This window comes from Bacillus sp. EU52, assembly GCF_037964975.1.
Taxonomy (GTDB): domain Bacteria; phylum Bacillota; class Bacilli; order Bacillales; family Bacillaceae; genus Bacillus; species Bacillus subtilis.
On the sequence record NZ_CP150177.1, the window covers coordinates 1,581,376 to 1,601,506 of the forward strand.

A 20,131-nucleotide genomic window follows, 5' to 3' on the forward strand; every position below is an offset into this window, starting at 1 on the left:
CCGGATTGAAAGTTTTTTATTTTAAGAGGTAAAAAGGCTATCTGTATATCAGCAGCCGCGAATCACATTACATGGGAAAAGACAACCGGCAGAAAGCTACTGTTTGTTTGTCTCCGAAAGGAGGAAAGAAGAAATGTTAACGTATGATAATTGGGAAGAACCAACGATTACATTTCCGGAAGACGATCCTTATAAAGGAGCGCTGTCAGTTTTAAAATGGGCATACGGCCATTATGGCAATCAACTTGTTTATGCCTGCAGTTTCGGAATTGAGGGAATCGTTCTGATTGACTTAATTTATAAAGTGAAAAAAGACGCAGAGATTGTGTTTCTTGATACAGGACTTCATTTTAAAGAAACCTATGAAACAATTGAACGAGTGAAAGAGCGTTATCCGGGTCTTAATATCATCCTGAAAAAACCAGATCTCACCCTTGAGGAACAAGCCGAAGAATATGGTGACAAACTGTGGGAAAGAGAGCCGAATCAGTGCTGCTATCTTAGAAAGGTCGTTCCTTTAAGAGAGGCGCTTTCAGGACATCCAGCCTGGCTTTCCGGCCTGCGCCGTGATCAAGGGCCAAGCCGTGCCAATACGAATTTCTTAAACAAAGATGAAAAATTCAAGTCAGTAAAAGTTTGCCCGCTTATCCATTGGACTTGGAAAGACATTTGGAGATACACATCCCGGAATGAACTGGACTACAATCCGCTTCATGACCAAGGATATCCAAGTATTGGATGTGCGCCTTGCACTGCTCCCGCTTTTACAGCAGAGGATTTGCGCTCAGGCAGATGGAATGGTATGGCGAAAACAGAATGCGGACTGCATGAATAAGGAGCTGCAAAATGGAATTAGCCGCTATTTTATTTAGCTTGTTTTTCGCGATGAATATTGGTGCAAGCGGCGCTGCAGCTTCGATGGGGGTTGCTTACGGCTCCGGAGCCATCAAAAAGAAAACCTACGCTTTGATCCTATGCGCAGTCGGTGTCTTTGCCGGGGCGGTCATTGGCGGAGGCGAGGTTGTAAAAACAATCAGCTCCGGCATTATTCCTGAGCAGACGATTACACTGACGATTGTTTGCATCATTATTGGAGCTGCTGCCCTGTCGCTCTTTACTGCTAATCTGCTCGGCATTCCTTTGTCGACAAGTGAAGTAACAGTCGGCGCGGTTGTCGGCGTGGGAGTGGCTTATAAAGTATTGTTTGTGAACAATCTTCTGATCATTGTGTCATTTTGGGTTTTTGTCCCGCTGTTCGCTTTCGGCTTCACCTATTTCGTATCTAAGCTGTTTCGTTATTTTAAGATTGAAGTAAAATCTTCTAAAAAGCAAAAAATCCTCGGCATTGTTTTGTTAGTTGCCGGATTTTTCGAAGCATTCTCTGCCGGCATGAATAACGTGGCGAATGCTGTTGGCCCGTTAGTAGCTGCCGGTGTGCTTGATGTCGGAAAAGGAACCTTGTATGGAGGAGCTTTTGTTGCTCTTGGCGCACTGTTATTAGGCCGGCGAGTGCTAGAAACAAACGGGAAGAAAATTACGAGATTCTCCAAAGGGGAAGGCATTCTCTTATCCGGTACAGGAGCGGGACTGGTGATCATCAGTTCTGTATTTGGGATGCCGGTGCCCTTGGCGCAAGTCACGTCATCGTCTATTATCGGAATAGGCATGGCAAAAAACGGTCCGAACGTGTTCCATAAACAAGTTGTTCAAACGATGCTGAAGGTATGGATCGTATCGCCGTTTTTATCTTTATCGATTTCTTATCTGCTTGTATCCTTGTTTTTAAAAGCAGATTATTATTCGATCTTTATCATGGTAAGTGTGCTTTTAGCGGCGGGCGGTGCCGTCAGCCTGACAAAGGCCATTCGTAAAGAGAGACGCTCAGTCCACGAACAAGGCGGGGGAATCTGATCATTAATCTGAGTAAATTTATTAGTTAACTAGGAGGAGATGGATATTATGAGCTTAGCACCACACGGAGGAACATTAGTAAACAGAGTAGATGAATCATATGATGTGAGCGGCATTCAAAAAGAAATTGAACTTGATTTAATTTCTTTCGCGGATTTGGAATTGATCGGTATCGGTGCATACAGCCCGATTGAAGGTTTCTTTAATGAAAAAGATTACGTATCTGTTGTCGAAAACATGCGTCTTTCTTCCGGCGTTGTCTGGTCTCTTCCAATCACGCTTCCGGTCGATGCGCAAAAAGCAGCGGAACTGTCAGTTGGTGAAACGGTAAAATTAGCGTATGAAGGAGAAACATACGGCGTTATCCAAATCGAAGACCTGTACGTGCCTGACAAACAAAAAGAAGCTGTCAATGTGTACAAAACAGATGAACAGGGGCATCCTGGTGTTAAAAAGCTGTTCAGCCGCGGCAATACATATGTCGGCGGGCCGATTACGTTGATTAAAAAAGCTTCAAAACAGTTCCCTGAATTTACATTTGAACCGTTAGAAACGAGACGCCAGTTTGCGGAAAAAGGCTGGGAAACCATTGTCGGTTTCCAAACAAGAAACCCTGTTCACAGAGCGCATGAATACATTCAAAAAACGGCTCTTGAAACAGTAGACGGCTTGTTCTTGAATCCGTTAGTAGGTGAAACAAAATCTGATGACATTCCAGCTGATGTACGGATGGAAAGCTACCAAGTGCTTCTTGATCATTATTACCCGAAAGATCGCGTTTTCCTTGGTGTCTTTTTAGCGGCGATGCGTTATGCAGGCCCGAGAGAAGCAATTTTCCACGCGCTTGTCAGAAAGAACTACGGCTGCACACATTTCATCGTCGGCCGTGATCATGCAGGTGTAGGCGACTATTACGGAACATACGAAGCACAGGAGCTGTTTGACACATTTAAACCTGAAGAACTCGGAATTACACCGCTGAAATTTGAGCACAGCTTCTTCTGTAAAAAATGCGGAAATATGGGAACAGCGAAAACATGCCCTCATGGCAGAGAGCATCACGTCATTTTATCAGGCACTAAGGTAAGAGGTATGCTGAGAGACGGTGTGCTGCCGCCTGCTGAATTCAGTCGAAAAGAAGTCGTAGAAGTGTTAATCAAAGGGATGAAGAAAAAAGAAGAAGTAGGCGTATCTTAAGGAGGACTGGCAGTGACAAATCGCGATATTGTATGGCATGAAGCCTCTATCACAAAAGAAGAGTACCAGCAAAAAAACAAGCATAAAAGCTCCATTCTCTGGCTGACAGGGTTAAGCGGCTCAGGCAAATCAACGATTGCCAACGCCGCTGCGAGAGAATTGTTTGAGCAAGGCTACCAAGTGATTGTGCTTGACGGGGATAATATCCGTCACGGTTTAAATAAGGATCTTGGTTTTTCTGATGAAGACCGAAAAGAAAACATCCGCCGAATCGGAGAGGTGGCAAAGCTTTTTGTTCAGCAGGGAACCATTGTGATTACTGCTTTTATCTCTCCTTTCCGCGAGGACAGGCAACAGGTTCGCGAGCTTGTGGAAGCGGGCGAATTTAATGAAGTCTACATTAAATGCGACCTTGATATTTGTGAACAAAGAGATCCGAAAGGGCTTTACAAAAAAGCAAGAAACGGCGAGATTCCGTTCTTTACAGGAATTGATTCTCCTTATGAAGAACCGGAAGCTCCAGAGCTCGTTCTTGATTCAGGACAGCATGACCGTGAAGCGTGTAAAAATCAGCTGATCGAGTTTGTTAAACAAAAATTGAGCTGAATATGATCTGCTGCGTTCTTCTCAGATGCCGGAATGCAAGCGAGAACATCATCACAGCGAATGCTCTGGAAGAACTCGAATAGATCGGGGGAAATACGATGGGGAAAGTATATATTGTAGGAGCGGGTCCCGGTGACCCTGATCTGCTGACAATTAAAGCGCTGAAAGCCATTGAAAAAGCTGATGTCATCTTATATGACAGATTAGTAAATAAAGAGATTTTACAATATGCCAAAGAGCAAGCAGACCTGATCTACTGCGGGAAGCTTCCAGATTTTCATACGATGAAGCAAGAAACCATCAATCGGTTTCTTGTAAAGTATGCGCAAAAAGGGAAAACCGTTGTCAGGCTGAAAGGCGGAGACCCTTTTGTGTTCGGCAGGGGGGGAGAAGAAGCGGAATGTCTCTCTGAAAACGGAATTCCGTTTGAAATCATCCCCGGCATTACGTCTGGAATCGCGGCAGCCGCTTATGCCGGGATTCCTGTTACTCATCGGGAGGCGGGCTCTAACGTCGCTTTTGTAACGGGTCATTATAAAAAAGAAGAAGATTTTGAGGAAAAGTGGAAAGCGCTGGCTACAGGAATTGATACACTTGTCATCTATATGGGTATCAAAAACGTGCAGCAGATTGAAAGAAAACTCCTTGAAAACGGCCGGGACGGTTCTACGCCGGCAGCCTTTATTCATTGGGGAACAACGGACAAGCAAAAATCTGTTTTTTGTACAGTTGACACCCTTTCAGAAACAGTGGTAAAAGAAAACATTACAAATCCGAGTTTAATTGTCATTGGAAATGTTGTAAATTATCACTATAAGCTGGAATGGTTTGAATCTGAACTGAAAAAACAAGATTTAAGCGAGGCGTTGTAAAAATGAAACAAGCAATTTTATATGTCGGCCACGGCAGCCGGGTCAAAAAAGCGCAGCAAGAAGCCGCAGCCTTTTTGGAAGGATGCAAGGCCCACATCTCTGTGCCAGTACAAGAAATCAGCTTTTTAGAGCTTCAGGAGCCGACAATTGAGACAGGATTTGAAGCATGTGTGAAGCAAGGCGCCACTCATATCGCAGTGGTGCCTCTGCTTCTTTTAACAGCTGCGCATGCAAAACATGATATTCCGGAAGAAATTGTCCGTGTTGCATCTCGATATCCATCAGTCCGCATTTCATACGGAAAGCCGATCGGGATTGACGAAGAAGTAGTCAAGGCTGTATATCACCGAATGAAAGACATAGGTGTTCCGTATGAAAATGCCAGAGTGGTGCTCATCGGAAGGGGAAGTTCAGATCCAGATGTCAAAAGAGACGTAACCGGAATTGCTAATCTTCTTCAGGAAATGGTTCCAGTCAAGGAAGTCATTCCGTGCTTTTTGACAGCATGCGGCCCTAATTACAAAGAGGTTTTTTCAGAACTTAAAAAAGATGACGGCACAACAACCTTTATCGTTCCATATTTGCTTTTTACGGGTATGCTGATGAATGAAATCGAACGAGAGGTTCAGAAATTAAAAGCCCATAATCCGAACGTCTACCTCTCTTCCTATATCGGTTTTCATCCTCATGTGAAAAACGCATTTTTGAACCGTGTGAGAGAAACTGCGGCAAATTCTGAGGGACAATTTGATTTTGATGGAGGTTCATATGCTTCCGCTGCACATTAGCCTGGAAAAGAAGAAGGTTGTGATTGCGGGAGGCGGCAGCATCGCTCTCAGAAGGCTGAAAACGGTGATTTCTGAGGGAGCTGATATAACGCTCGTCAGTCCGGATGTTGAACCGGAAATCAAGCAAATGGCAGAAGAGCGGCGTATCAAATGGGAAAAACGGACAATTGCAAAAGAAGATTATCTCAATGCTTTCTTCATTATTGCTGCGACGGATAATGCGGCAGTGAATAAAGAAATTGCCCAATCCGCTTCGCCTTTTCAGCTTGTCAATTGTGTCAGTGACGCTGAGCTTGGCAATGTATATATGCCGAAAATCGTAAAAAGAGGGCATGTCACTGTGTCTGTTTCTACAAGCGGAGCCAGTCCAAAGCACACGAAAGAGCTTGCTGAAAACGTGGATAAGCTGATTGACGGCGATTTTATTGCTGAAGTGAACAGGCTTTATCAGGTGAGAAGAAAGAAATAAGCCAGAGCATACAAATGCTCTGGCTTTTCTTTATGCGGCTCAGCTTTTTTTGAGCTTGATGACAGTATCAGCATCAGGCGTGACAAAGACGGTATGCTGGCTGTCATAGGTGACGAAACCGGGTTTCGCGCCGTTTGGTTTTTTGACATGTCTGATTTTTGTATAATCTACAGGCACTGAACTTGAATCTTTAGCTTTTGAAAAATAAGCTGCAATTGTCGCGGCTTCCATGATTGTTTGCTCATCCGGTTCGCTGCTTCTGATCACAACGTGGGAGCCGGGAATGTCCTTCGTGTGAAGCCAGATATCGTCTCTGGCCGCCGCTCTGGTCGTTAAATATTCATTTTGACGATTGTTCTTACCCACTAAAATAGTCAGGCCTGAGGTGGATTCATATGTTTCTAACACCGGATTGTGCGGTTTTTGCTTTTTCTGGCCTTTTTGCTGCTTAGGGCGTAAATATTTGCCCTCAACAAGCTCTTCCCTGATTTCGCTGATATCCCGGGGAGAAGCGGACGAAAGCTGCTGAATCAGCTGATCAAAATATTCGATCTCTGCCTGTGCCAGCCTGATTTGCTCCTCGACAACTGCGACCGAATTTTTCGCTTTCTGATACTTCGTGAAATAGGCCTGTGCGTTTTCAGAAGGCGTTTTGTTCGGGTTTAAAGGAATCGTGATTGTCGGGCTTTCTTCATCATAATAATTGATGACCTCAGCCTGTTTATCACCTTTTTTTAGCATATATAAATTAGCGGTTAAAAGCTCTCCGTAAAGCTGAAATTCCTTCGCGTTTTCCGAATACTCCAGGGTTTTCTCTAATTTTTTGATTTTGTTGGCATTCTTCTTCCGTTCGTTCACAACAAAACGCTCAAGATCCTGAGCCTGTTGCTTGACCCGGTCTCGTTCAGCTTTTCCGAAATAAAAACGGTCGAGCAGTTCGCTTAATGAATCAAAACGGCGTGCTTCGCCCTTTAGATGAGTCAGCTCCAGTAAATAAAAATATTCCTTTCCGTTTACAGTCGTAATGTTGGGAATGAAACGGTGCTCTTTCACTTCGGCAAACAGTGCCAGCAACGCTTTTGGCAGTGTGACTTTGTTGGCAAGGCCTGCTCTGTGAACCGCTTCTTTGGCGAAAAGCGGAGACACGCCTGAAAAGTGGTCGACAATTTGTTTATCAAGCCTTCCTTCTTGAAAGCTGAGGTGACGCAAAATATCATCTTCTGACACCTCAAGAGGCGATATTTTGTCCTGAGCAGGCGGAAGCTTATAATCTTGGCCGGGCAGTACTGTACGGTAGCTGTTCATTGACGGTGATAAATGCTTAAGTCCGTCGATGATCACATTTTCTGCTGCGTCAGTCAAAATGATATTGCTGTGGCGGCCCATAATTTCTACATAAAGCTTTCGTACGGTTTCATCGCCAATTTCGTTTCGGCTTTTGATATGAAAAATCATAATGCGGTCTAAGTCCGCTTGTTCAATTTTCTCAATGAATCCGCCTTCGATATGCTTTCTCAGCAACATGCAAAACATTGGCGGTTCGCTTGGATTTTCATAAGCTTGTGTCGTGATATGCACCCGTGAATAGCTCGGATGTGCCGATAATAATAGTTTTTGGTTTTTTCCCTTGGCACGGATGTGGAAAATCACATCGTGCTTATATGGCTGATGGATTTTTGTAATTCGTCCGCCCATTATTTTCTCGTTAAGTTCGTGTGTCATTCCGTATGTAAACATGCCATCAAACGACATATGCAATACACCCTCTCATTCTTCCTGCATTCGATAATTATAGCATGAAATGGGACGAGTCAGAATAAGCATGCTTATAGAGTGATATCTCTATAAGAGAGCAGGGGAGTGGACGAGCGGAATGAAGTTTCATGAAATGGGACAAACAGATTTACTAGAGGCAACCAATACGTCCATGAAACAAGGATTAACTGAAAAAGAGGTAAAAAAACGTCTTGACAAGCATGGACCAAACGAGCTGCAAGAAGGGAAAAAAACTTCAGCGCTTCTCTTGTTTTTCGCGCAGTTCAAAGATTTTATGGTGCTTGTTCTTCTGGCGGCAACGTTAATCTCAGGTTTTCTTGGTGAATATGTAGATGCGGTTGCGATTATTGCGATTGTGTTTGTGAATGGCATACTCGGTTTCTTTCAAGAAAGGCGTGCTGAGCAATCTCTTCAGGCTTTAAAAGAGCTTTCAACACCGCATGTCATGGCACTCAGGGAAGGAAGCTGGACAAAGATTCCTTCTAAGGAACTTGTGCCGGGGGATATTGTGAAATTTACGAGCGGGGACAGAATTGGCGCAGACGTTCGAATTGTTGAAGCGAGAAGCCTTGAAATAGAAGAATCAGCGCTGACCGGGGAATCAATCCCGGTTGTGAAGCATGCTGATAAATTGAAAAAACCGGATGTTTCACTTGGCGATATTACCAATATGGCATTTATGGGTACGATTGTGACCCGCGGCAGCGGTGTGGGGGTTGTCGTCGGGACAGGAATGAATACGGCTATGGGGAAAATTGCCGACATGCTTGAATCGGCAGGGACATTGTCAACCCCGCTGCAAAGAAGACTGGAGCAGCTCGGGAAGATTTTGATTGTTGTTGCATTGCTTCTGACCGTACTTGTCGTTGCTGTCGGTGTTATTCAGGGTCATGATCTGTACAGTATGTTTTTAGCAGGTGTCTCGTTAGCGGTAGCCGCTATTCCGGAGGGGCTGCCGGCGATTGTGACAGTGGCGCTTTCGCTTGGTGTACAGCGGATGATTAAACAAAAATCCATTGTTAGAAAGCTTCCTGCTGTTGAAACGCTTGGGTGTGCGTCTATCATTTGTTCAGATAAAACAGGGACAATGACCCAAAACAAAATGACGGTGACACATGTCTGGTCCGGAGGGAAAACATGGAGAGTGGCAGGGGCCGGCTATGAACCGAAAGGAAGCTTCACACTAAACGAAAAAGAGATCAGTGTCAATGAACATAAGCCGCTTCAGCAGATGCTTCTGTTCGGAGCGCTTTGTAACAACTCCAATATTGAGAAAAGAGACGGCGAATATGTGCTTGACGGAGATCCGACAGAGGGAGCGCTGCTCACCGCGGCAAGAAAAGGCGGTTTTTCAAAGGAGTTTGTTGAATCAAACTACCGGGTGATCGAAGAATTTCCGTTTGATTCTGCACGGAAAATGATGACTGTCATCGTAGAGGATCAAGACAGAAAGCGCTATATCATTACAAAAGGTGCACCGGATGTACTGATGCAGCGATCTTCCCGTATTTATTATGACGGCTCAGCGGCTCTTTTTTCAAATGAAAGAAAAGCAGAAACAGAGGCGGTATTAAGACATTTGGCATCACAGGCACTCAGAACGATAGCGGTCGCCTACAGGCCGATAAAAGCAGGCGAAACACCGTCAATGGAGCAGGCGGAAAAAGATCTGACCATGCTTGGCCTTTCAGGTATCATTGATCCCCCGCGGCCGGAAGTCAGGCAGGCGATAAAAGAATGCCGTGAAGCAGGAATTAAGACCGTTATGATTACAGGTGATCATGTAGAAACCGCTAAAGCGATAGCGAAAGACTTGCGCCTCCTTCCGAAAAGCGGCAAAATCATGGACGGCAAGATGCTGAATGAACTTTCTGAAGAAGAGCTTTCTCATGTGGTGGAGGATGTGTATGTATTTGCCCGCGTTTCCCCTGAACATAAACTAAAAATCGTAAAAGCCTATCAGGAGAACGGGCATATTGTGGCGATGACGGGAGACGGCGTCAATGATGCTCCTGCCATTAAACAAGCTGATATCGGCGTCTCTATGGGCATTACCGGGACAGATGTGGCCAAAGAAGCATCATCTCTTGTTCTCGTGGATGATAATTTTGCGACGATTAAATCGGCGATAAAAGAAGGCAGGAACATCTACGAAAATATCAGGAAGTTTATCAGATACCTGTTGGCGTCTAACGTCGGAGAAATCCTTGTCATGCTGTTTGCGATGCTGCTCGCCCTTCCTTTACCGCTCGTTCCGATTCAGATTTTGTGGGTCAACTTGGTGACGGACGGATTGCCGGCAATGGCGCTCGGCATGGATCAGCCGGAAGGAGATGTCATGAAGCGCAAGCCCCGTCATCCGAAAGAAGGGGTATTTGCCCGCAAGCTAGGATGGAAGGTCGTTTCCAGAGGATTTTTAATCGGAGTTGCCACTATTTTAGCGTTTATCATTGTGTACCACCGCAATCCGGAAAACTTGGCTTATGCCCAGACGATCGCGTTTGCCACATTGGTGCTCGCTCAGCTTATTCACGTGTTTGACTGCCGCAGCGAAACTTCTGTTTTCTCTAGAAATCCGTTTCAAAACCTGTATTTAATCGGCGCGGTATTGTCATCCATTTTGCTGATGCTTGTAGTAATCTACTATCCGCCGCTTCAGCCGATTTTCCATACTGTAGCCATCACGCCGGGGGACTGGATGCTCGTCATCGGTATGTCCGCGATCCCTACTTTTTTGCTGGCGGGGTCACTTTTAACAAGAAAAAAATAAATTCATATGATATAATCTTAGGGGTAATAGCGTGTCTATTGCCCTTTTATTATGAGAACAGGGAAGAATTGGGTGTTTTAAAATGATACGAAGTATGACAGGCTTCGGCAGTGCAAGCAAAACACAAGACGATCTCTCTGTAAGCGTTGAACTTAAATCTGTGAACTACAGATTTAAAGAAGTGAACGCTCGTTTGCCAAGGCCTTTGCTATATTTTGAAGATAAGCTGAAACAGACCATTCTGCAGCATATTCAGCGCGGAAGAATTGAGCTTTTCGTATCTGTTGACAGCGATATGCTTGTTGAGAAAAGGCTTGAAATTGATTGGCCGCTGCTCGATGAGTTTGTCGCAGCCGCGAGAGATATGAAGAAGCGGTATCAATTGTCTGCAGAGCCCGATGTAATGGATTTCTTTAAGCTTGATCATGTCGTCCAGATTCATGAAGAACAGACGCAAAATGACAAGCTGGAGGCGTTGATCATCGATGCTGCAGAAGAAGCGGTAAAAGGTCTCTGTGAAATGCGTGAAAAAGAGGGGCTGCTCTTAGCGAAAGACTGCCTGATGCATATTGATCAGCTTGAAGAGCTGGTGAGAGAAACTGAATTGCTGGCTGCAGATGTCGTATCTCGTTACCGGGAACGGCTGTACGCCAGAATCAAAGAATGGACTGAAGACGTATTAGACGAGAGCCGGCTTGTAACAGAATGCGCTATTTTTGCAGACCGCTCTGATATCACTGAAGAGATTACAAGGCTGAAGAGCCACTTCGCCCAGTTTCGTGATATATTAGCTAGTGGCGGAGCTGTCGGGCGCAAACTCGACTTTCTTGTTCAGGAGCTCAATCGGGAAGCAAATACGATCGGCTCAAAAGCAAATGATCATCAGATCACAAAGCTTGTCGTTGAAATGAAAAGTTCTATTGAAAAAATAAAAGAACAAGTGCAAAATATAGAATAGTGACTGTGCGTATTGTTTACAGACGGTCTTACTAGGCTAAACTAGAGACGTCTATTTTACAGGGGGAACGTAGAAGATGACGATTAAACTGATTAATATCGGATTTGGCAATATCATCTCCGCCAATCGGATGATTTCGATTGTCAGCCCGGAGTCTGCGCCAATCAAACGGATGATTCAGGATGCAAGAGACCGCGGAATGCTAATTGACGCTACATACGGACGAAGAACCCGTGCAGTTGTCGTCATGGATAGTGATCACATTATCTTATCTGCCGTCCAGCCTGAGACAGTTGCACACAGACTTTCTGTTAAAGAAGAAATTATGGATGAAGGGCAGGGGTAATTGCCGCATGAAAGAAAGAGGGTTATTAATCGTTCTCTCAGGTCCCTCAGGAGTTGGTAAAGGAACGGTTCGACAAGCGATCTTTTCGCAGGAAGACACAAAATTTGAATATTCGATTTCAGTAACCACAAGAAGTCCAAGAGAGGGCGAAGTGAACGGAGTCGATTATTTTTTCAAAACAAGAGACGAATTCGAACAAATGATTGCGGACAACAAGCTGCTTGAATGGGCAGAGTATGTCGGCAATTATTACGGCACGCCAGTCGATTATGTTGAACAGACGCTTCAAGATGGAAAAGACGTCTTTTTAGAAATTGAAGTTCAAGGGGCTCTTCAAGTGAGAAATGCTTTCCCGGAAGGCCTATTTATTTTCCTTGCGCCTCCAAGCCTTTCTGAACTGAAAAACAGAATCGTGACACGAGGCACAGAAACAGACGCTCTGATTGAAAATCGAATGAAAGCCGCAAAAGCTGAGATCGAAATGATGGATGCTTATGACTATGTCGTTGAAAACGATAATGTCGAAACGGCTTGCGATAAAATCAAAGCAATCGTTCTTGCTGAACATTTGAAGCGTGAACGCGTTGCACCAAGATATAAGAAAATGCTGGAGGTTGAATAATCAATGTTAGATCCGTCAATTGATTCTTTAATGAATAAATTAGATTCAAAATATACGCTGGTGACTGTTTCTGCGAGACGCGCACGTGAAATGCAAATCAAAAAAGACCAAATGATTGAACATACGATTTCACACAAATATGTAGGCAAAGCTTTAGAAGAAATTGATGCAGGCCTGCTTTCGTTTGAAAAGGAAGACCGCGAATAGTAGCACAAGTAGCAACCTATATCACATGTAGGTTGTTATTTTTTTCCGTGCGGTTTTGTAAAGTGCAGAGGGGGAGAATTCATTGCTAAACAATCGAAATGTGTTACTTTGCGTGAGCGGAGGCATCGCTGTTTATAAAGCCTGTGCGTTAACGAGCAAGCTGGTTCAGGCAGGAGCAAATGTCAAAGTGATTATGACTGAATCCGCTTGCCGATTCGTTTCACCGCTGACATTTCAGGCATTGAGCCGCCACGAAGTCTATACAGATACATTTAAAGAACAAAATCCAAGCGTCATTTCTCATATTGATGCCGCAGACTGGGCCGACTTGATTATTGTAGCGCCGGCTACGGCTAATGTGATTGGAAAACTGGCAAACGGCATCGCTGATGATATGCTGACGACAACATTGTTGGCAGCAACGGCTCCCGTTTGGATCGCGCCGGCGATGAACGTTCATATGTATGACCACCCGGCAGTCAAACGAAACATTTCTGTTCTTTATCAGGACGGTTATCGTTTTATTGAGCCAAGTGAGGGCTATTTAGCATGCGGTTACGTAGGAAAAGGCAGATTGGAAGAGCCGGAAAACATCGTAAAGCTGGCCGAAAAACATTTTGCTGAAGAAACATCCGCTCCTTTAGAAGGCAAGCATGTGGTCATTACAGCCGGCCCAACGCGGGAAGCGGTTGATCCTGTCCGGTTTTTTACCAATAAATCGACGGGCAAAATGGGCTACGCACTAGCGGAGGCTGCTGTTCAGCTCGGCGCACGGGTAACCTTAATTTCTGGGCCTGTTTCACTTGATCAGCCTAAAGGCCTTGCTGAGTTTATCCCTGTTCAATCGGCTGCGGATATGCGCGAAGCTGTGCTCTCTGTGTATGACGCAAGCGATATAGTCATTAAAACAGCTGCGGTAGCCGATTTTACGCCGAAAACAGTATTTGACCATAAAATGAAAAAACAAGACGGCGGCATGACCTTAGAACTGAAAAGAACAGTCGATATTTTGAAAGAATTGGGCGAGAAAAAGAAAGAGCAGATTTTGGTCGGATTTGCCGCCGAAACACAAGACATTGAACACTATGCACGTAAAAAGCTCGCCGCTAAAAACCTTGATTTGATTGTGGCAAATGATGTGAAAGCAAATGGGGCCGGTTTTGGTGCTGATACGAATATCGTGACAATCTTTTTCAAAGACGGGCATAAACGCGAACTCCCGATTATGTCTAAGCTCGATGTTTCTTTTGAAATCCTTCAGGAGATCGCAGCCCTCTCAAAACAAACCGGAGAGCGCTCATGAATTTTGCAGAAGTCATCGTTGATGTCAGCACCAAAAATATAGACAGGCCTTTTGATTATAAAATCCCAGACCATCTGAAGGGCATGATCAAAACGGGGATGCGGGTCATTGTTCCGTTTGGCCCCCGTAAGATTCAAGGGTTTGTGACAGCAGTCAAAGAAGCATCTGACCTATCGGGAAAATCTGTCAAGGAAGTAGAGGATTTATTAGATCTTACACCTGTTCTGACAGAGGAGCTTATGATTCTGTCATCATGGCTGTCAGACAAAACGCTGTCTTTTAAAATAACGGCGCTTCAAGCAATGCTGCCTGCCGCCTTAAAGGCGAAATATGAAAAAGAATTAAAAATTGCACACGAAGCCGATCTTCCGCCGCAAGTGGAACGGCTGTTTTCTGAAACAAAGACGCTGCTGTATTCAGATATACCCGATCATGAGACGCTGAAACTGATTCAAAGGCATGTTCAAAAAGGGGACATTGACGTGACGTATAAAGTCGCGCAAAAAACCAATAAAAAAATGGTCAGGCATATTCAGGCAAATGCGAGTAAAGAAGAGCTTGCTAAGCAGGCTGAGGGATTGTCCCGCCAAGCAGCAAAACAGCAGGCGATTCTTCACTTTCTCATCTCTGAGCCGGAAGGTGTGAAAATTCCTGCGGCGGAATTGTGCAAAAAAACGGACACGAGCTCTGCAACCATCAAAACCCTTATCCAAAAAGGGCTTTTGAAGGAAAGCTATGAAGAGGTTTACAGAGATCCCTATCAGGACAAAATGTTCAAAAAAACAGAGCCCCTGCCGCTGACAGACGAACAGAGGGCTGCCTTCGAGCCCATACGCGAGACATTGGACAGCGATGAGCATAAAGTGTTCCTCCTTCACGGCGTGACAGGAAGCGGAAAAACCGAAATTTATCTGCAATCAATTGAAAAAGTACTGGCGAAAGGAAAAGAAGCCATCGTCCTCGTACCGGAAATATCGCTGACGCCGCAAATGGTCAACCGCTTCAAGGGCCGCTTCGGCTCCCAGGTGGCAGTCATGCACAGCGGTTTATCCACAGGAGAAAAATATGACGAGTGGCGTAAAATCCACCGGAAGGAAGTACGGCTTGTCGTCGGTGCCAGATCCGCCATTTTTGCTCCGTTTGAAAATCTCGGAATGATAATCATCGATGAAGAGCACGAGTCTTCCTATAAACAGGAAGAAATGCCGCGCTATCATGCGAAAGAGGTGGCAATCAAGCGGGCTGAGCATCACAGCTGCCCGGTTGTATTAGGGAGTGCTACGCCGACATTAGAATCATATGCTAGAGCGCAAAAGGGCGTATACGAGCTTCTTTCACTGAAGCACCGTGTTAACCATCGGGTGATGCCCGAGGTTTCGCTTGTCGATATGAGAGAGGAGCTTAGAAACGGCAATCGCTCGATGTTTTCAGTTGAATTGATGGAAAAGCTTGAAGAAACGATTGCCAAGGGTGAGCAGGCGGTGCTGTTTTTAAATAAGAGGGGCTATTCTTCCTTTGTGATGTGCAGGGATTGCGGCTATGTCCCGCAATGCCCGCACTGCGACATTTCCATGACGTATCATCGTTACGGCCAAAGGCTGAAATGCCATTATTGCGGACATGAAGAGCCTGTTCCGCACACTTGTCCTGAATGCGCAAGCGAGCATATCCGCTTTTTCGGAACGGGAACACAGCGAGTGGAGGAAGAGCTGACAAAAGTGCTGCCAAGTGCGAGAGTGATTCGGATGGATGTTGACACGACATCACGGAAAGGCGCCCATGAAAAATTACTGTCAGCTTTCGGAGAAGGAAAAGCGGATATTCTTCTCGGAACGCAAATGATCGCGAAAGGGCTTGATTTTCCGAATGTCACGCTTGTCGGAGTGTTAAGTGCTGATACAACACTTCATATTCCTGATTTCAGATCGGCTGAAAAAACATTTCAGCTGTTAACGCAAGTCAGCGGCCGGGCAGGCAGGCATGAAAAGCCCGGCCATGTCATCATTCAAACGTATACACCGTCTCATTACAGTATCCAGCTGACGAAAACACACGATTATGAAACGTTCTATCAGCATGAAATGGCGCACAGGAGAGAGCAATCCTATCCGCCATACTACTATTTGGCTCTTGTGACTGTTTCTCATGAGGAAGTGGCGAAAGCAGCGGTTACAGCTGAAAAGATCGCTCATTTTTTGAAAGCAAACTGCGGAGCTGACACGAAAATTCTCGGACCAAGCGCGTCGCCGATAGCCAGGATCAAAGATAGATATCGCTATCAATGCGTGATAAAATACAAACAGGAAACCCAGTTATCTGCTTTATTGAAGAAGATACTGGAACATTATAAACGCGAAATTGAACAAAAACATGTAATGATTTCAATTGATATGAATCCTTATATGATGATGTAAGATCTCACGTCTTGGAGGGTAACAAATTGGCAGCAAAAAAGGTCGTCACACATCCTGCGGAGGTTTTGGAAACACCTGCGGAAACCGTGACTGTTTTTGATAAAAAATTAAAAAAACTGCTTGACGATATGTACGACACCATGCTTGAAATGGATGGAGTCGGACTGGCAGCGCCCCAGATCGGCATTTTAAAAAGAGCGGCCGTTGTAGACATCGGGGATGACAGAGGGAGAATTGATCTCGTTAATCCTGAAATTTTAGAAAAAAGCGGCGAGCAAACCGGAATTGAAGGATGCTTGAGCTTTCCTGGCGTCTATGGTGATGTCACACGTGCCGATTATGTCAAAGTGCGTGCGTTTAACCGTCAGGGAAAACCGTTCATTCTGGAAGCGCGAGGCTTTTTAGCAAGAGCCGTGCAGCATGAAATGGACCACTTAGACGGTGTGTTGTTTACATCTAAAATAAGTAAATACTATACAGAAGATGAACTAGCGGATATGGAAGGATGATTTGATGACGAGAATCGTATTTATGGGAACGCCAGATTTTTCAGTTCCTGTTTTAAGAACCCTGATTGAGGACGGATATGAAGTAGTGGGGGTCGTCACACAGCCGGACCGTCCGAAGGGCAGAAAAAAAGTCATGACACCTCCTCCGGTCAAGGAAGAGGCATTGCGTCACGGCATCCCGGTTCTTCAGCCGGAAAAAGTCAGATTGACAGAAGAAATTGAGAAAGTGCTGGCATTAAAGCCTGACCTGATTGTAACGGCGGCATTCGGACAAATTTTGCCTAAAGAGCTTCTCGACAGTCCAAAATACGGCTGCATTAACGTTCACGCATCCCTTTTGCCGGAACTGCGCGGCGGTGCTCCGATCCATTATTCCATTCTGCAGGGAAAGAAAAAAACCGGGGTTACCATTATGTATATGGTAGAAAAATTGGATGCCGGGGACATGATCTCAAAAGTGGAAGTGGACATTGAAGAAACCGACAATGTCGGAACACTGCACGATAAATTAAGCGTTGCTGGCGCGAAGCTATTGTCAGAAACGGTTCCAAACGTTATTGCCGGCAGCATTTCACCTGAAAAGCAGGATGAAGAGAAAGCGACATACGCGCCTAACATTAAAAGAGAGCAAGAGCTGCTCGACTGGTCCAGAACGGGCGAAGAGCTTTACAACCAGATCCGCGGCTTAAATCCATGGCCTGTTGCCTATACGACGCTTAATGGACAAAACTTGAAAGTGTGGGAATCCAAAAAAACACCCGCACCAACCAAAGCTGAGCCAGGCACAGTCGTTGCGGTTGAAAAGGAAGGGATTATCGTTGCCACAGGTAACGAGACGGCTCTGTTATTAACCGAACTCCAGCCGGCAGGCAAAAAACGAATGAAAGGCGAAGACTTTGTGCGAGGCGCTCATGTTGAAGTCGGTGATGTGTTAGGAGTAAACAATGAAAAAAACTAGTGTTCGTGACATCGCCCTTGAGGCGCTGATCAAATTAGAACAAAACCAGGCATACAGCAACCTGCTGCTGAAATCGGTCATTAAATCAAATGAACTGAGTGATCAGGACAGAGGGCTTTTGACTGAACTTGTCTATGGTACATTACAAAATAAGATCGCGCTTGATTATATGCTTAAACCGTTTATCAATAAGCCTCAAAAGGTAAAGCCGTGGGTGATTCAGCTTCTTCGCCTATCCTTATATCAAATGGAGTATTTAGAGAAGATTCCAGACAGGGCAGCCATCCATGAAGCGGTTGAGATTGCTAAAATCCGCGGACACAAAGGCATTGCTTCTTTTGTCAATGGCGTGCTTCGTTCTATCCAGCGCGAAGGTGTTCCATCCTTTGACGCCATCGAAGATCCTGTACGCAGGCTGGCGACAGAAACAAGCCATCCGGAATGGCTTGTGAAAGAGTGGGCGGATGCGTATGGGTTTGACGCGGCCGAAAAGATTTGCCGTATCCACCTCATTCCGCCGAAGCAGACGCTGCGTGTCAATCAAATGAAAGCAGACAGAGCTGAGCTGCTTGACCAAATGGCTGCTGAGGGAATCGAAGTTGAAAAAGGCGATCTCGCTGAAGATGCTGTGAAGCTCTTAAAGGGATCAATTGCCGGAACTCATTTCTTCCAAAACGGCGAAGTATCCATCCAGGATGAGAGCTCCATGCTCGTCGCCCGCGCCCTTGATCCTAAGCCTGATGAAACAGTGCTTGACGCGTGTGCGGCGCCTGGCGGCAAGTCAGCTCATATCGCAGAATTAATGAAGAACAAGGGGAGCGTTACGTCGCTTGATCTTCACAAACATAAAGTGAAGCTGATCAAAGAAGCGGCAAACCGTCTTGGCCTGACAATCATTCATGCGGAGACAATGGATGCGAGAAAAGCGGGGGAAACGTTTGAAAACGAACAGTTTGACCGGATATTGGTTGATGCTCCGTGCTCAGGTTTCGGTGTTATCAGAAGAAAGCCGGACATGAAATACACGAAAAAGCCTGACGACAGCGCGCGTCTAGCTGAAATCCAGCTGTCGATCCTGAGGGAAATCGCACCATTAGTAAAAAAAGGTGGCACTCTTGTCTACAGTACGTGTACAATGGACCGGACAGAAAATGATGAAGTAATACATGCGTTTATACAAGAACATCCTGATTTTGAACCCGATTTGTCTCTTGAAAAGCGGCTGCCTGAAAAGGTGAGACCCTTTGTTCGGGATGGAAGGCTTCAAATCCTTCCTCATTATTTCGGAACAGATGGTTTCTTTATTTGCAGCATGAGAAAGAAGGGATAAGCAATGGCAGAACTTAATAAAACAAAAGTAAGAAAAGAATTGCGGACAGATCGTCCGTCGATTTATTCTTTTGAATTAGACGAAATTAAACAATGGCTGACAGACAACGGAGAGAAACCGTTCCGTGCGGCTCAGATTTTTGAATGGCTATATGAAAAACGCGTATCTTCTTTTGAAGAAATGACAAACCTCTCAAAGGATCTGCGTGAGAAATTAAACACTCACTTTGTGTTAACAACGCTGAAAACGGCTGTTAAACAAACCTCTCAAGACGGTACGATGAAGTTTTTGTTTGAGCTTCATGACGGTTATACCATCGAAACCGTTTTAATGAGACACGAGTATGGCAATTCTGTATGTGTAACGACACAAGTCGGCTGCCGTATTGGCTGCACATTTTGCGCGTCAACGCTTGGAGGCTTAAAACGAAACCTTGAAGCGGGGGAAATTGTCGCTCAAGTAGTTAAAGTGCAAAAAGCTCTTGATGAAACGGATGAACGCGTCAGCTCTGTCGTGATCATGGGAATCGGCGAACCTTTTGATAACTTTAACGAAATGCTCGCTTTCTTGAAAATCATTAACCATGACAAGGGCCTGAATATCGGTGCTCGCCATATTACGGTCTCTACGAGTGGAATCATCCCGAAAATTTACGAATTTGCTGATCAGCAAATGCAGATTAACTTTGCAATTTCTCTGCACGCGCCGAACACAGAAATCAGAAGCCGTTTGATGCCGATTAACAGAGCATATAAACTGCCTGATCTAATGGAAGCCGTTAAATATTATATTAATAAAACAGGACGCCGCATCAGCTTTGAATACGGGCTGTTCGGAGGCGTAAACGACCAGGTGGAACACGCCGAAGAGCTTGCCGACTTGCTGGAAGGAGTCAAATGCCACGTGAACTTGATTCCGGTAAACTACGTGCCTGAACGGGACTATGTGCGCACACCGCGTGATCAGATTTTTGCTTTTGAAAAAACGCTGAAATCCCGCGGAGTAAATGTCACAATCCGAAGAGAGCAAGGACATGACATTGACGCAGCCTGCGGTCAGCTTCGCGCGAAGGAGCGTCAAGACGAGACGAGGTGA

At 45.2% G+C, this 20,131-nt stretch carries 19 protein-coding genes; 18 read left to right on the forward strand and 1 reads right to left on the reverse strand.

The annotated features are described in order from the left end of the window. The first annotated feature begins 133 nt into the window (after positions 1–133). The 7 genes from NSU05_RS08255 (at position 134) to sirC (ending at position 5,843) form a co-directional block, all read left to right on the forward strand. Positions 134–835 carry a phosphoadenylyl-sulfate reductase gene (locus NSU05_RS08255; RefSeq protein ID WP_003238646.1) on the forward strand — a complete coding sequence of 234 codons (702 nt, stop codon included), beginning with the start codon at positions 134–136 and terminating at the stop codon, positions 833–835. An 11-nt stretch (positions 836–846) separates the two neighbouring features. Then, positions 847–1,911, forward strand: coding sequence for a sulfate permease (gene cysP / locus NSU05_RS08260; RefSeq protein WP_029317784.1), 1,065 nt, complete (start codon positions 847–849; stop codon positions 1,909–1,911). 48 nt (positions 1,912–1,959) lie between these two features. Further along, positions 1,960–3,108: a sulfate adenylyltransferase gene (gene sat, locus NSU05_RS08265; RefSeq protein WP_038428937.1), complete on the forward strand. Its 1,149-nt coding sequence runs from the start codon at positions 1,960–1,962 to the stop codon at positions 3,106–3,108. Positions 3,109–3,120: 12 nt separating this feature from the next. Continuing rightward, a complete protein-coding gene (gene cysC / locus NSU05_RS08270; protein WP_015252120.1) occupies positions 3,121–3,714 on the forward strand; it encodes an adenylyl-sulfate kinase in 594 nt (197 codons plus the stop codon). 98 nt (positions 3,715–3,812) lie between these two features. Beyond that, positions 3,813–4,586: a uroporphyrinogen-III C-methyltransferase gene (cobA, locus tag NSU05_RS08275; RefSeq protein ID WP_128471777.1), complete on the forward strand. Its 774-nt coding sequence runs from the start codon at positions 3,813–3,815 to the stop codon at positions 4,584–4,586. A 2-nt stretch (positions 4,587–4,588) separates the two neighbouring features. Continuing rightward, the gene (sirB, locus tag NSU05_RS08280; protein ID WP_015252119.1) at positions 4,589–5,374 is read left to right on the forward strand and encodes a sirohydrochlorin chelatase; all 786 of its coding nucleotides are present in this window, start codon (positions 4,589–4,591) and stop codon (positions 5,372–5,374) included. Next, the gene (gene sirC / locus NSU05_RS08285) at positions 5,355–5,843 is read left to right on the forward strand and encodes a precorrin-2 dehydrogenase (protein WP_046381010.1); all 489 of its coding nucleotides are present in this window, start codon (positions 5,355–5,357) and stop codon (positions 5,841–5,843) included. The genes sirB and sirC overlap by 20 nt, the downstream gene beginning before the upstream one ends. Before the next feature lie 39 nt (positions 5,844–5,882). Here sirC and rqcH read toward each other — a convergent pair whose 3' ends face one another. After that, the gene (rqcH, locus tag NSU05_RS08290; protein ID WP_046381011.1) at positions 5,883–7,595 is read right to left on the reverse strand and encodes a tRNA modification protein RqcH; all 1,713 of its coding nucleotides are present in this window, start codon (positions 7,593–7,595) and stop codon (positions 5,883–5,885) included. A gap of 121 nt (positions 7,596–7,716) precedes the next feature. Between rqcH and NSU05_RS08295 the strand changes: the two genes are divergently transcribed. The 11 genes from NSU05_RS08295 to rlmN all read left to right on the forward strand — a co-directional run bounded on the left by NSU05_RS08295 (position 7,717) and on the right by rlmN (position 20,131). After that, positions 7,717–10,389, forward strand: a complete 2,673-nt coding sequence (locus NSU05_RS08295; RefSeq protein ID WP_046381012.1) for a calcium-translocating P-type ATPase, SERCA-type — start codon at positions 7,717–7,719, stop codon at positions 10,387–10,389. Positions 10,390–10,471: 82 nt separating this feature from the next. Next, the gene (locus NSU05_RS08300) at positions 10,472–11,347 is read left to right on the forward strand and encodes a YicC/YloC family endoribonuclease (protein ID WP_015252115.1); all 876 of its coding nucleotides are present in this window, start codon (positions 10,472–10,474) and stop codon (positions 11,345–11,347) included. Between the two features lie 76 nt (positions 11,348–11,423). After that, positions 11,424–11,693 carry an extracellular matrix/biofilm regulator RemA gene (gene remA, locus NSU05_RS08305; protein ID WP_003154355.1) on the forward strand — a complete coding sequence of 90 codons (270 nt, stop codon included), beginning with the start codon at positions 11,424–11,426 and terminating at the stop codon, positions 11,691–11,693. Between the two features lie 7 nt (positions 11,694–11,700). After that, positions 11,701–12,315 (forward strand): guanylate kinase, encoded by a 615-nt coding sequence (gene gmk, locus NSU05_RS08310; protein ID WP_003232083.1) that lies wholly within the window; start codon positions 11,701–11,703, stop codon positions 12,313–12,315. Between the two features lie 3 nt (positions 12,316–12,318). Further along, positions 12,319–12,522 carry a DNA-directed RNA polymerase subunit omega gene (rpoZ, locus tag NSU05_RS08315; protein WP_003221520.1) on the forward strand — a complete coding sequence of 68 codons (204 nt, stop codon included), beginning with the start codon at positions 12,319–12,321 and terminating at the stop codon, positions 12,520–12,522. Between the two features lie 82 nt (positions 12,523–12,604). Continuing rightward, the gene (gene coaBC, locus NSU05_RS08320; RefSeq protein WP_017694849.1) at positions 12,605–13,825 is read left to right on the forward strand and encodes a bifunctional phosphopantothenoylcysteine decarboxylase/phosphopantothenate--cysteine ligase CoaBC; all 1,221 of its coding nucleotides are present in this window, start codon (positions 12,605–12,607) and stop codon (positions 13,823–13,825) included. Beyond that, entirely contained in the window at positions 13,822–16,239 is a 2,418-nt protein-coding gene (gene priA, locus NSU05_RS08325; RefSeq protein ID WP_046381013.1) for a primosomal protein N', read from the forward strand. Before coaBC ends, priA begins: the two co-directional genes overlap by 4 nt. A gap of 26 nt (positions 16,240–16,265) precedes the next feature. Next, positions 16,266–16,748 (forward strand): peptide deformylase, encoded by a 483-nt coding sequence (gene def / locus NSU05_RS08330; protein ID WP_038428941.1) that lies wholly within the window; start codon positions 16,266–16,268, stop codon positions 16,746–16,748. Between the two features lie 4 nt (positions 16,749–16,752). Next, the gene (fmt, locus tag NSU05_RS08335; RefSeq protein WP_038428942.1) at positions 16,753–17,706 is read left to right on the forward strand and encodes a methionyl-tRNA formyltransferase; all 954 of its coding nucleotides are present in this window, start codon (positions 16,753–16,755) and stop codon (positions 17,704–17,706) included. Then, entirely contained in the window at positions 17,693–19,036 is a 1,344-nt protein-coding gene (gene rsmB / locus NSU05_RS08340; RefSeq protein ID WP_021479311.1) for a 16S rRNA (cytosine(967)-C(5))-methyltransferase RsmB, read from the forward strand. The genes fmt and rsmB overlap by 14 nt, the downstream gene beginning before the upstream one ends. A 3-nt stretch (positions 19,037–19,039) precedes the next feature. Further along, positions 19,040–20,131 (forward strand): 23S rRNA (adenine(2503)-C(2))-methyltransferase RlmN, encoded by a 1,092-nt coding sequence (rlmN, locus tag NSU05_RS08345; RefSeq protein ID WP_021479310.1) that lies wholly within the window; start codon positions 19,040–19,042, stop codon positions 20,129–20,131.